Source organism: Acinetobacter sp. HR7, assembly GCF_000773685.1.
Classification (GTDB): domain Bacteria; phylum Pseudomonadota; class Gammaproteobacteria; order Pseudomonadales; family Moraxellaceae; genus Acinetobacter; species Acinetobacter thermotolerans.
Genome location: NZ_JPQO01000215.1, coordinates 15,439 through 28,399 on the forward strand (window position 1 = coordinate 15,439; position 12,961 = coordinate 28,399).

The 12,961-nt window shown below is 47.1% G+C and carries 10 protein-coding genes and 1 riboswitch; of the genes, 9 read left to right on the top strand and 1 reads right to left on the bottom strand.

Going from position 1 to position 12,961, the window contains the following annotated elements:
• The first annotated feature begins 29 nt into the window (after window positions 1-29).
• The 5 genes from GW12_RS13835 (at window position 30) to lpxC (ending at window position 5,529) form a co-directional block, all read left to right on the top strand.
• Entirely contained in the window at window positions 30-959 is a 930-nt protein-coding gene (locus GW12_RS13835; protein WP_034588639.1) for a D-alanine--D-alanine ligase, read from the top strand.
• A gap of 3 nt (window positions 960-962) precedes the next feature.
• The gene (locus GW12_RS13840; RefSeq protein ID WP_034588641.1) at window positions 963-1,817 is read left to right on the top strand and encodes a cell division protein FtsQ/DivIB; all 855 of its coding nucleotides are present in this window, start codon (window positions 963-965) and stop codon (window positions 1,815-1,817) included.
• Between the two features lie 72 nt (window positions 1,818-1,889).
• Complete coding sequence (ftsA, locus tag GW12_RS13845; protein ID WP_034588642.1) at window positions 1,890-3,152, top strand: cell division protein FtsA; 1,263 nt, start codon at window positions 1,890-1,892, stop codon at window positions 3,150-3,152.
• A 160-nt stretch (window positions 3,153-3,312) separates the two neighbouring features.
• Window positions 3,313-4,500 carry a cell division protein FtsZ gene (gene ftsZ / locus GW12_RS13850; RefSeq protein ID WP_034588644.1) on the top strand — a complete coding sequence of 396 codons (1,188 nt, stop codon included), beginning with the start codon at window positions 3,313-3,315 and terminating at the stop codon, window positions 4,498-4,500.
• A gap of 126 nt (window positions 4,501-4,626) precedes the next feature.
• Window positions 4,627-5,529 carry a UDP-3-O-acyl-N-acetylglucosamine deacetylase gene (gene lpxC / locus GW12_RS13855; RefSeq protein WP_034588647.1) on the top strand — a complete coding sequence of 301 codons (903 nt, stop codon included), beginning with the start codon at window positions 4,627-4,629 and terminating at the stop codon, window positions 5,527-5,529.
• Window positions 5,530-5,626: 97 nt separating this feature from the next.
• On the opposite strand, the gene GW12_RS13860 is transcribed toward lpxC, so the two are convergent.
• A complete protein-coding gene (locus GW12_RS13860) occupies window positions 5,627-6,067 on the bottom strand; it encodes a DciA family protein (protein ID WP_034588649.1) in 441 nt (146 codons plus the stop codon).
• A gap of 108 nt (window positions 6,068-6,175) precedes the next feature.
• On the opposite strand from GW12_RS13860, the gene GW12_RS13865 reads away from it, so the two are divergent.
• The 4 genes from GW12_RS13865 (at window position 6,176) to GW12_RS13880 (ending at window position 12,822) form a co-directional block, all read left to right on the top strand.
• Window positions 6,176-6,877, top strand: coding sequence for a M23 family metallopeptidase (locus GW12_RS13865; RefSeq protein ID WP_034588652.1), 702 nt, complete (start codon window positions 6,176-6,178; stop codon window positions 6,875-6,877).
• Between the two features lie 328 nt (window positions 6,878-7,205).
• Window positions 7,206-9,908 (top strand): pyruvate dehydrogenase (acetyl-transferring), homodimeric type, encoded by a 2,703-nt coding sequence (gene aceE, locus GW12_RS13870; RefSeq protein ID WP_034588656.1) that lies wholly within the window; start codon window positions 7,206-7,208, stop codon window positions 9,906-9,908.
• A gap of 2 nt (window positions 9,909-9,910) precedes the next feature.
• Complete coding sequence (locus tag GW12_RS13875; RefSeq protein WP_034588658.1) at window positions 9,911-11,938, top strand: 2-oxo acid dehydrogenase subunit E2; 2,028 nt, start codon at window positions 9,911-9,913, stop codon at window positions 11,936-11,938.
• Between the two features lie 88 nt (window positions 11,939-12,026).
• A riboswitch (yybP-ykoY riboswitch) is annotated at window positions 12,027-12,169 on the top strand.
• 77 nt (window positions 12,170-12,246) lie between these two features.
• Window positions 12,247-12,822 carry a TMEM165/GDT1 family protein gene (locus GW12_RS13880; RefSeq protein WP_034588733.1) on the top strand — a complete coding sequence of 192 codons (576 nt, stop codon included), beginning with the start codon at window positions 12,247-12,249 and terminating at the stop codon, window positions 12,820-12,822.
• The last annotated feature ends 139 nt before the right edge of the window (window positions 12,823-12,961 follow it).

A 12,961-nucleotide genomic window follows, 5' to 3' on the forward strand; every position in this document is an offset into this window, starting at 1 on the left:
CCTGATTTAAAAAGTTTAAGGATATAAACGTGTCAAATGCTTCAAAATTCGGAAAAGTTGCCGTATTGCTAGGTGGAAAATCTGCAGAGCGTGAGGTTTCGCTGGACAGTGGTATGGCGGTACTTGAGGCATTGGTGCGTTCGGGGGTGAACGCAGAAGGCTTCGATCCACAGGAACGTAGTATCACTGAACTGTCGGGTTATGACCGTGCCTTTATCGTGCTGCATGGCCGTGGTGGTGAAGATGGCCAGATTCAGGGCGCACTGGAATGGTTGAATATTCCTTATACCGGTACAGGCGTACAGGGTTCAGCGATTGGCATGGACAAGGTCAAGACCAAGCAGGTATGGCAAGGTTCTGAACTGCCAACCGCACCCTATCGCATTGTGACCAAAGACTCCAATGCGGAAGAAATTGTTGCGGCATTGGGCCTGCCACTAATCATCAAGCCGGTACATGAAGGTTCAAGTATCGGCATGAGCAAAGTGGAAAAAATTGAAGACTTTGCCACTGCGATTGCCAAAGCGACTGAACATGATGCTGTAGTGATGGCAGAAAAATGGATTACCGGTCGTGAATTTACCATTGTGCTGTTGAATGGTCAGGCACTGCCAGTGATTCGCCTGCAGCCACCGGAAGATGTCGCATTCTACGACTACGAAGCCAAATACAACCGTAATGATGTGCAGTATGGTATTCCATGTGGTCTGAGCGAATCTGAAGAAAAAGCCTTGCAAGCACTGGCTTTACGTGCTTTCCAGGCAGTAGGGGCTAGCGGCTGGGGCCGTATTGATGCGATGCAGGATCAGGATGGCAATTTTTGGTTACTAGAAGTCAATACTGTACCGGGCATGACCAGCCACTCGCTGGTGCCGAAAGCCGCCGCTGCGGTGGGTTACAGTTTCGATGAGCTGTGTATGGCGATTCTGGAACAAACTCTGAACGGTGTGGCTCGCTAAGCTATGGCACAACTTCCTGCATCCATGCGCCGTAAACGTGCTGCGATTACCTCAATTCACGATAAGCCACCAAGCAAAAAGGAAAAGCTGGCCAACTTTGGTGGCTGGCTATTGCTGCTGGTCGCAATCGTGGTACTGGCTGCAGGAATCCTAGGTTTTTACCGGGTCATGACCGATGCCCAGGTGGCAGAGCTGGATGTGATTGGTACGCGATCGGCTGCAGAACAGCGTCAGGTGATACAGCATGTTTCCCCGATTATTACCGACAATTACTTTACTTCGGATTTAAGATCGATTCGTGACAAGACATTGGAATTGTCTTGGGTTGATCGTGTGGTGGTATCGCGTGCCTGGCCAAATGCGATTCGTGTGCGGATCATGCCGCATCATGCCATTGCCCGTTGGGGTACAGGTCGCTTGCTAAGTGACAGCGGACAAATCTTTGCGGAAGTGACGCCAAAGAACTATCCGGAACTGCCGTTATTACATGGTCCGGCCAGTCAGGCTAAAAACATGATGCGACGTTATAATGAAATCAATCAGTTGTTCGCACCACATGGGATTCGCCTGAAAGAGCTTTATCTGACAGAACGCATGACCTGGTTTATGCAGTTTGATTCAGGGCTGCGTGTGATCGTGGATCAGGATCAGACCATGAGTAAACTGCAGCGCTTAAGCCATCTGTCCTATAGCGATTTGAAGCCAGTTTGGTCTAGAATCTCGTCAATTGATTTACGCTATAGAAATGGATTAGCAATTCAGTGGAAAAATGCCGTTCCACCAAAGATACAAAATGGCCACTTTATTGTAACTAATAATGACACCGACGTTGAGAACGGGGTTACAGTGAAGCCATAATGTTCGGCTTTAAAAAATCAAGAGGCAATTAAAGCCATAAATTAAACACATAGGTAATGGTAGTAGCAAATAATGAATGAAGCTGTTCCCTCAGTTGTTGCGATTGACATTGGGACGCACAAAGTTTCAGTTTTGATTGGTAAGGTACATGCGCCAGACAATATCCAGGTCATCGGGATGGCGACTGCTCGTAACCGAGGCATGAATAAAGGGAAAATTGTAAGTCTCGACAAAGTCATTACCGCAATAAAAAATGCCGTTCAGGAAGCGGAAGATATGGCGGAATGCCGTGTCCACTCTGCCTGGATTTCAATTCCAAGTGCGGAGTTGAAAAGCTTCTATGCTTCTGGTCGTACCACGATTGAAAATGCTGAGCATACAATTACAACAAGCGAAGTCGTACGTGCACTGGAACTGGCGAAAGCGAGCCATTTGTCCCCGGACCATTATATGGTAAGTGCTGTACCACTCGGTTTTGAGCTGGATGATGCGCCAGAATGGGTGCTGAACCCGATCCGTATGTCGGCGCACAGCATGACCGGACATTACCATCTCATGATGTTACCGATCAGTACCATGCAGAACATCGACCGTGCCTTGAAAGGCGCGAATATCGGTGTGGAAAAAATGGTGGTGTCTAGCCTCGCAACCGCTGAAGCAAGCCTACTCAAAGATGAAAAAGAATATGGCGTTTGCTTGCTGGATATCGGTGCGGGTACGACGGATATCGCAGTTTACTTGGATGGTCGTTTAGCTCTCACTCATACTATTCAGCGTGGTGGGGAACATGTGACACGTGATATCGCAGCCGTGTTGCAAACCACCACTGAAGAAGCAGAACGTATCAAGTTGCTTTATGGTTGTGTCGATTTAAAAGTAGTGAAACCGGATCACATGATTCAGTTCCAGGGAATTGATGGTCCGCAAACCATTAGCCGGATTGAGCTGACCGAAATCATCATTGCACGTTATAGCGAGATTCTGGGTCTGGTTCGTGAAGAACTGGAAAATAGTGGCGCGATGCAAGGCCTGTATCACGGTGTAGTCTTGACTGGTGATGCCAGCCAGATCGAAGGTATGGTCAGCTATGTCCGTCGTACCTTAGGGGTTTCAGCCCACTTGGGCAATGCGCCAAGTCAGGTGCATGCCGATGAAGCGCATCAGGCCGCACTGCGCCGTTCCCAGTATGCAACTGCTGCCGGTTTGCTGATGTTTAGCCAGAGCGATGCACAGGAAACCATCGTGGAATCGGAAGATACTGAAAGACTATCAATGGGTCAGCGCATTAAGCGTGCCTTTTCAGGTTTTAATGAAACATTGAAATCGCTGTTTTAGTCGAATTTTATTGTGAATATTGTTGAGAAGTTGTACTAAAAAATGCCTGCACTTGACAACTCAGTTCTTGAGCAGCATTCTTAAAAACAATTTTTTATTAAGATCAGGGCAGTATACGGGCTTAGTGACTGCCAGTATTAAATTAGGAATTTTATAGGTCATGGCCTCATTTGAATTTTTTGAAGACGATCAAGACGATAGCATTGGTCAAGCCCGTTTCACTGTATTTGGTGTAGGGGGTGCGGGTGGTAACGCAGTTCAGCATATGCTGCAATCCGACATCAAAGGCGTGAAGTTTGTCTGTGCTAATACAGATAAACAGGCGCTGGACCGTATGGAAGCGGAATTTAAGATCCAGTTGGGTGAACAATGCACACGTGGTCTGGGCGCTGGTGCAAATCCGCAAGTGGGTCAGGCCGCTGCAGAAGAAAGCCGTGAATTTATCCGCGCACATCTGGAAGGCACCGATATGGTGTTCGTCACTGCGGGTATGGGCGGTGGTACAGGTACCGGTGCTGCACCAGTGGTTGCAGAAATTGCCAAAGAAATGGGCATCCTGACCGTAGGTGTAGTGACTACACCATTTAACTTCGAAGGAAAACGCCGTCTGCAATCTGCTGAAAAAGGCATTGAAGCACTGGAACAGCACGTTGACTCGCTGATCATTATTCCGAACCAGCGTCTGCTTAAAGTCTTCCGTGACATCTCCATGAAAGATGCTTACAAGAAAGCAGATGATGTCTTGCTAAATGCGGTACGCAGTATCTTTGATCTTGTGGTACGCCCAGGTCACATTAACCTTGACTTCGCCGATCTGAAAACTGCGATGAGTACCCGTGGTTATGCCATGATGGGTGTGGGCTTAGGCCGTGGTGAAAACCGTGCGCGTCAAGCTGCTGAACAGGCAATCCGTAGTCCATTACTGGATAACGTGACTATCATGAATGCCAAGGGCATTCTGATTAACGTAACGGGTGGCGACGACGTTACTTTTGGTGAAATTGAAGAAATCACTGATGTGGTGAACCAGATCGTAGACTTGGACGAAGGTCAAGTGTTCTACGGTACGGTATTTGATCCAGATGCACGTGATGAAATCAGTGTGACTGTGATTGCGACTGGTCTGACTCGTAACTCGGCGGATGCAGTAGAACCTGCAAAACGTACCAATGTACAGCAGTCACGTCCTGCAACAGCACCAACTGCTGTGGATGAAGATGATGTGCCAGCGATTCAGCGTCAACAGGCGGGTACAACTGCAGCGCCTACACCGGCAGCTTCGGTTTCCAGCCCTCGTCCAACGCCAATGAGCATTCAGGATTATCTTAAAAATCAACAACGTAAATAATATGTAACAAGATATGTTTACGATGAACCAACAGAAAAGGTGGCTGTAGAGCCACCTTTTTATTTTTTATCAATGGCTAAATATGCTAACGTATAGCGGTTTTATTGGTGAACAGATGATAAAAGCATGTTGAAACAACGTACCCTGAAACGTGTCGTGAAAGCGAGCGGGATCGGTCTTCATAGTGGGCAGAAAGTGCTGATTAACTTCGTGCCACACCACGCCGATGGGGGAATTGTGTTTCGACGCATCGACTTGGACCCACCTGTGGACATTCAAGCCAATGCCATGTTGATCCAGGAAGCCTTTATGTGCTCGAACCTGGTACAGGAAAATGCCAAGGTTGGCACCATTGAGCACGTGATGAGTGCCATCGCAGGTCTGGGCATCGATAACCTGATTATTGAAGTGTCTGCTTCTGAAGTGCCAATCATGGATGGTAGTGCTGGTCCATTCATTTACCTACTCATGCAGGGCGGACTGCAGGAACTGGATGCACCAAAAAAATTCATCAAGATCCTCAAACCGGTCGAAGCCTTGATTGATGACAAACGCGCCGCGTTTACTCCGCATGAAGGATTTCAGCTCAATTTTACCATCGACTTCGACCATCCTGCATTTAAAAAAGAATACCAGTCTGCGACGATCGATTTCTCAACTGAAACCTTTGTCTATGAAGTCAGTGAAGCGCGTACTTTCGGTTTTATGAAAGATCTGGATTATCTGAAAGCCAATAATCTGGCGCTCGGTGCAAGCCTGGAAAATGCGATTGGTGTAGATGATACCGGGGTCGTGAATGAAGAGGGACTACGTTTCTCGGATGAGTTTGTCCGTCACAAGATTCTGGATGCGGTTGGAGATTTGTATCTGATGGGGCATCAGATTATTGCCAAATTTGACGGTTACAAGTCCGGTCATGCCTTGAATAACCAGCTATTACGCAATGTCAGTACCGATCCAAGTAGTTATGAAATTGTAACATTTGATGACATAGATCAATGCCCGATCAGTTATGTGAGTGTGACATAAGTCATTGTCTTTTAGATGTTCGTTACATTATAACATTGTAAAGTGAGACTCAGGTCTTACTTATTGTATTGTAAATCAAGATTATTTGATTAATATGTTATTTTTTATTACTTGCCAAACGCAGTAAAGCTTGGCTAAGCTTAGGGTCATTAATAAAGTCAGCAGCACTGCGAAGCATCTCGCGTGTTTCTGGACTTAATACTCTTTCGGACTTTTCTGTAACCAAGGGTGTTTTGGAAGGATTTCGTAAACATACTTGGATTTTGGTCAGGTTCTTTAATTCATGAATTTGAGAGAGTTGTGAAACGTATTGCTTTTGTAAATATGCCAGTTGAGAAATCATGGCCTGATTTTCACCAGTAATCGTTAACACACCGTTTTGATAACAGACCACCTGCCATTGCTCCGGTTGGGGCAGCAACGGTTGGATGAGTTTTGTAAGTTTCTGCCACGCAGCAACTTGTGATGAGAGAAACGAGAAGTTTCCTGTTTTTATGTGTTTTCTTGTTTGTTGAAAAACGTTGACAGGTTCAGACATACATCATTCCTTCATGATTATGCCTTAATCTTATGCGCTCTTTTCGGTAGATATCAAGGAAGAGATCACCAAGGAACTCGATTAAGAACAGTTTTGGAGAGGTTTTTTATGCATTTTCGACGTATTTTATTGGCATTTTCCCTGTCAGTGTCCGCAGCTTCGGTCGCGTTTGCCGACCTAGTGGAGTTAGGTCCGGAAAATGGTTCAGTTGATCGTCTAGAGCAGCTGACACGGACTTTGGCGCAGGGCTCTTATACGAATTCAGACGATATTTATATCCCTGCCGAGACGAAGCTTAATGTCCAGCTTCGTGAAAAGCCCATTGAGCTGAATAATGCAACGATCGAAAAAAAATACGGCTCTTCAAAATCTACCTCTTATAAGTCTTCTTCCAGTTTCTCTTCTTCTCCATACTCTTGGTTAGTTGCTCATCCCCTTCCAGATATGAAACGTGTCAGCTCTAACTACGGTGGCCGTACCATGAATGGTCGTGCTGAGAACCATTCTGGCCTGGATTTGTCTGCACCAAGTGGTACACCGATTTATGCAACTGGCCCAGGGATCGTGACCAAATCTGGCTGGGGCACAGGTTATGGCCAATATATCGAAATTAATCACGGTAATGGTTACCTGACCCGCTATGCACATGCTTCACGTCTGATTGCCCGTGTCGGCGATCGTGTAGAAGCAGGTGAACACATTGCCAATGTGGGTTGTACTGGTCGTTGTACTGGTCCACACTTGCATTACGAAGTAGTAAAAGACGGTCAACGTAAAAATCCATCAACTTATCTAGCAATGTTGCCTTAATATGGAATCAATATAGCCTAGCTATTTACAGTCTTGTGTAGCAGCTCTGCATATAAAACGTATCTATATTTAAAAGCAATGAATCCCTTGTTTGAATAAAAACAAGGGATTTGTCATTTTAGAGATTTCTTCCATTAACAAAAAATAAGAAAATATATAACTTTATGGCTGGATTGGCAGTTTTTTGTATTTTTGTGTAATAAATAATCAATAGGTATTTAGTTATTAAATACTGTATCCAATTCGCATTCAGCCCCAGCCATACCTGTGCCTCTCCCAAATGTGATACATATAAACGATTAGTGTAAGTCTTTAGGAATAGTAGATTATGGCGTTTTATGGTGATACAGACGCGCAAGAAACTCAGGAATGGCAGGACGCATTTGACTCAGTTTTGCAGCATATGGGCACAGAGCGTGCGGCTTTTTTATTGGAAAAACTTTATCAGCGTGCAATTGCTAAGCATGTTCCCATTCAGCGTTTAAATACTCCTTACTTAAATACGATTTCTGTTGAAGAGCAACCGCCAATGCCAGGTGACCAGGATATGGAGCGCCGTATTCGCGCCCTGATCCGCTGGAATGCCTTGGCGATGGTGCTACGTGCCAACAAGACTGGCGATGACTTGGGTGGTCACTTGGCCAGCTTCGCATCTTCAGCAACCCTATATGACGTGGGCTTTAACCATTTCTTCCGTGCTAATAATGAAAACTTTGGCGGTGACCTGATTTATTACCAAGGTCACTGTGCACCGGGAATCTATGCCCGTTCTTTCCTGGAAGGTCGTTTGACCGAAGAGCACCTGAATAACTTCCGTCGTGAAGTCGGTGGCAAAGGTCTGCCTTCCTATCCACACCCATACTTGATGCCGGACTACTGGCAGTTCCCGACCGTCTCCATGGGTCTGGGACCAATCATGTCGATTTATCAAGCCCACATCCAGAAATACCTGATGAACCGTGGCTTGATCAAAGAAGAAGACCGTAAAGTCTGGGCTTACCTCGGTGATGGTGAGATGGACGAGCCGGAAAGCTTGGGAGCAATCTCTCTTGCTGGTCGTGAAAAACTGGATAATCTGATCTGGGTGGTGAACTGTAACCTGCAACGTCTGGACGGTCCGGTACGTGGTAACGGCAAAATCATTCAGGAACTTGAATCGCTATTCCGTGGTGCAGGCTGGCGCGTGATTAAAGTGATCTGGGGCCGTCATTGGGATCCACTTTTGGCTAAAGACGAATCCGGCGCTTTAAAAGCCGTGATGGAAGAAGCGGTGGATGGTGATTACCAGCGTTATCAAGTGAAAGGTGGTGCTTATGCACGTGCGCACTTCTTCGGTAAATACCCAGAAGCGGAAGCCTTGGTGAAAGACCTGAGCGACGAAGATATTGATAACCTGAACCGTGGTGGTCACGACCCGTATAAAGTCTTTGCAGCTTATGCGGAAGCAACTAAAGCCAATGGTCAGCCAACTGTAATCCTGGCAAAAACCGTAAAAGGTTATGGTTTGTCTGATGAGATTGAAGCGGTCAACAAAACCCACCAGATCAAGAAAATGCAGCTGGAATCGCTAAAATACGTACGTAACCGTTTCAATCTGCCATTTACCGATGAGCAGCTGGAAGAAATTCCATTCTACCGCCCAAGCGAAAACTCGCCTGAAATTAAATATATGAAGGCACGTCGTGAAGCACTGGGTGGTTACCTGCCAGCACGCCGTAAAGAAAGCGAAGCATTGCCGATCCCAGAGCTGTCTATTTTTGACAGCGTACTGAAAGGTTCCAATGGTAAAGAGCAATCGACCACTATGGTGATGGTGCGTCTGATCTCAGCCTTGCTGAAAGAAAAAGCCATCAAGGATCGCGTAGTACCAATTGTACCGGATGAAGCGCGTACTTTCGGTTTGGAAGGCATGTTCCGCCAGCTGGGCATTTATGCCGCACACGGTCAGAAATATACCCCTGAAGACCAGGAACAGCTGATGCATTACCGTGAAGCCAAAGATGGTCACATGCTGCAGGAAGGGATTAACGAAGCGGGTGCGATGAGTGCCTGGGCGGCGTTGGGTACCAGTTATTCAACCAATAATCTGCCAATGATCCCGATGTACATGTACTACTCGATGTTCGGCTTCCAGCGTATTGGTGATATCGCATGGGCTGCGGGTGATGCACAGGCGCAAGGTTTCTTACTGGGTGCAACCGCTGGTCGTACTACCCTTAACGGTGAAGGTTTACAGCACCAAGATGGTCATTCACATATCTTGGCAAATACCATTCCAAACTGTGTGTCTTATGACCCATGCTTTGGTTACGAACTAGCAGTGATCGTACATGATGGTCTGAAACGCATGTATGTCGATCAGGAACGCGTGTTCTATTACCTGACCCTGATGAATGAAAACTATGAGCATCCAGCAATGCCACAAGGCGTTGAGGAAGGCATCAAGCGTGGTATGTACCTGCTGGAAGAAGATGAAAAGGCAACTGTTCAGCTACTGGGTTCAGGTGTGATTCTGCGTGAAGTGATCAAGGCAGCGAAAATCCTGCGTGAAGAGTATCAAATCCACGCCAACGTCTTCAGCGTCACCAGCTTCAACGAACTGGCGCGTGACGGTATGGCATGTGAAGAATACAACCGACTGCATCCATTGGCTGAAGAAACTAAAGAGCCATGGGTATCGCAACAGTTACGCGGTAAAGAAGGGATTGTAGTATCAGCTACTGATCACATACGCGCTTATAGCGAACAGATTCGTGCTTACCTACCAGACAGTCGTCCATTCGTCGCGCTGGGTACTGACGGTTATGGCCGTTCCGATACCCGTGCTAACCTGCGTAGCTACTTCGGTGTTGATGCAGCACATATCGTAGTAGCAACCCTGAAGAAACTGGCAGACGAAGGCGAAGTAGATCCACGTTTGGTTAAAGATGCGATCTCTAGCTTCGAGCTGGATACTGACCGCCCAGTGGCATGGGCACCACAGGCAACACCAGAACTGCACGCTGTTGCTGACTACAAGGAGGAGAACTAATCATGCAAATTACGACTCCTGATATTGGTGTAGATAAGGCCACTGTTGCTGAAATTCTGGTCAACGTGGGGGATATCATCGCGGTGGATGATAGCATCGTGCTGCTGGAATCGGACAAAGCCTCTGTTGAAGTGCCAAGCACTTCAGCAGGTGTGGTAAAAAGTATCCTGATCAATCAGGGTGATGAAGTGTCTGAAGGAACAGTGCTGATTGAACTACAGGCTGAGGATGATGCTAATGCAGTAGAAACCCAGCAAGCCGGTGCGGCTGACAAGACTTCTGAAAATACCCCAACTTCGCTGCCAGATGATGAAATCCTAGAAGAAGTGGCTTCACATCAGCCAGGTGCTACTGCTTCACAAAGCTCGGTACCTACTGCTAACGGCGGTGCAGCTGCAACTGTTGAAGTGCAAGTGCCAGACATTGGTGTAGAAAAAGCACTGGTGGGTGAAATTCTAGTACAGGTGGGCGATGAAATCGAAGTCGACCAAAGCATCGTGGTGGTGGAATCGGATAAAGCGACTGTTGAAGTGCCAAGCACTGTTGCGGGTACGGTTGAAGCGATCCAGATTAAAGAAGGCGATACTGTCAAAGAAGGCGTGGTCCTGCTAACTGTAAAAACTGCCGGTGCTGCACCAGCGGCTCAGCCGGCTGCAGCGCCTCAGACTGAACAGGTATCTGCACCAGCTGCTCCTGAAGCCAAAGCTGAAACTGCAGCGCCAGCACCGTCTGCTCCAGCCAGTGATATGGAAGTGAAAGTGCCAGACCTGGGCGTGGACAAAGCCGCGGTTGCTGAAATTCTGGTTCAGGTCGGTGACAAGGTCGAAAAAGACCAGAGTATCATCGTGGTGGAATCAGACAAAGCAACGGTTGAAGTGCCAAGTACAGTTGCAGGTACCATCAAAGAGATTCATGTTGAGCTGGGGCAAAGCGTGTCTGAAGGCATAGCTCTTATTACGGTTGAGGCTGAAGGCCAAGCTGCTTCCGCTCCGACTCTAGCAGCCAAGGCAGAAGCGCCTAAAGCGGCACCTGTACCTGCGGCAGCACCGAAAGTAGAAGCAGCAGTGGTGCCTGCAGTTCATAGTGCAGACAAGCTGACCAAAGAACAAAATGCCGCCAATGCTAAAGTGTATGCCGGCCCGGCAGTGCGCAAGCTGGCACGTGAACTTGGAGTAGTACTGTCAGATGTGAAAGCATCGGGTCCACATGCACGTTTGATGAAAGAAGACTTGTTTGCCTATGTGAAGAACCGCTTAACTGCACCGCAAGCGGCACCTGCACCAGCAGCGCTGGCTGCACCAGCAGGCCTGCCAAAATTGCCAAGCTTCGATGCCTTTGGTGGTGTCGAAGAGAAAGCACTGAGCCGTCTGCAACAGGTTTCTATTCCGCAGTTGTCTTTAAATAACTACATTCCACAAGTGACCCAGTTTGATGCTGCAGACATCACTGAACTGGAAGCATGGCGTAATGAGCTGAAAGGCAACTTTAAGAAAGAAGGCATTAGCCTGACCATTATGGCCTTCATCATCAAGGCGGTCGCTAATCTGTTAAAAGAAGAGCGCGAGTTTGCCGGCCACCTGGCAGATGATGGTAAATCGGTACTGCTGCGCAAAGAAATCCATATGGGCATCGCAGTCGCAACGCCGGATGGCTTAACCGTGCCGGTACTACGTAATCCAGACCAGAAATCGATCAAGCAGATCGCGGTTGAACTGGGTGAACTGGGCCAGAAAGCGCGTGACAAGAAACTGACACCGAAAGACCTGCAAGGTGCCAACTTCACCATTTCCAGCCTGGGTGCGATTGGCGGTACTGCCTTTACGCCGTTAGTCAACTGGCCGCAAGTGGCGATCCTCGGTATTTCTCCAGCCACTATGCAGCCGGTATGGAATGGTGAAAGCTTTGATCCACGCCTGATGTTGCCGTTGTCGCTATCTTATGACCACCGTGTAATTAATGGTGCCGATGCAGCACGTTTCACCAATAAGCTGACCAAGCTGTTGAAAGACATCCGTACTTTATTGATCTGATTGATATAAGTGCAAAAATAAGACCCTGCTTTGGCAGGGTTTTTTATATGTGATTATTTGTAAATGTATTCACGCTTGGCTATAATGAAGCCACTTCATTGGGGAGTAGCCGCCTTTTGCGCAAAGCGAAAGGGTGATGGTCAACATAATTGTCCTGAACCGGACATGGTCATCATAGCAAAGAACCGAATGAGCTTCTCGAAGCTTTCTTTTGTTGGCAAGACCTTTGATTTACCATTCTGCAGATTTTTGGCTGGCAGGAAGGGTAAGTCATGGGTATCGCACATGCCAGCCAGAGAAAGACACACATGTACGAATTCCTGCTTTCCACGTCTATCGTTGCCCTGGCTGAAATGGGGGATAAAACCCAGCTTCTGGCTTTGCTGTTGGCTGCACGTTTTAGAAAACCTGTTCCGATTCTGGTTGCGATCCTGTTAGCCACCATCATTAACCATGGTTTGTCTGCAGCTTTGGGTCAATGGATCACGACGGTTATCAGCCCGGATATTCTGTTGTGGGTGGTATCGATCGGCTTTATTGCCATGGCGATCTGGATGCTGATTCCGGATGAACTGGGTGATGAATCATCAAGCATCAATAAATGGCAGAAACTCGGTGTATTTGGTGCGACTTTCATTCTGTTCTTCCTGGCGGAAATCGGGGATAAAACCCAGATCGCAACCGTGGCATTAGCGGCGCGTTTTGACAGTGTACTCTGGGTGATGATGGGAACTACGGTCGGCATGATGATTGCCAATGCTCCTGCGGTATTTATTGGTGACAAGCTGGCAAATCGTCTGCCAATTTCCTTGATTCATAAAATTGGTGCGCTGATCTTCCTGCTGATTGGTGTGGGTACATTGCTAAAACATTATTATTTCTAATTCATCGGAATAATAACAAAAATCCTGAGCTAAAAACTCAGGATTTTTTATTGTGAAACGGGTCTCAAAATATTGATAAGTAAAGCTATATATTCATTTTTAATTATTGTAAGTTTCTCTAAATACTTATATGTTAACA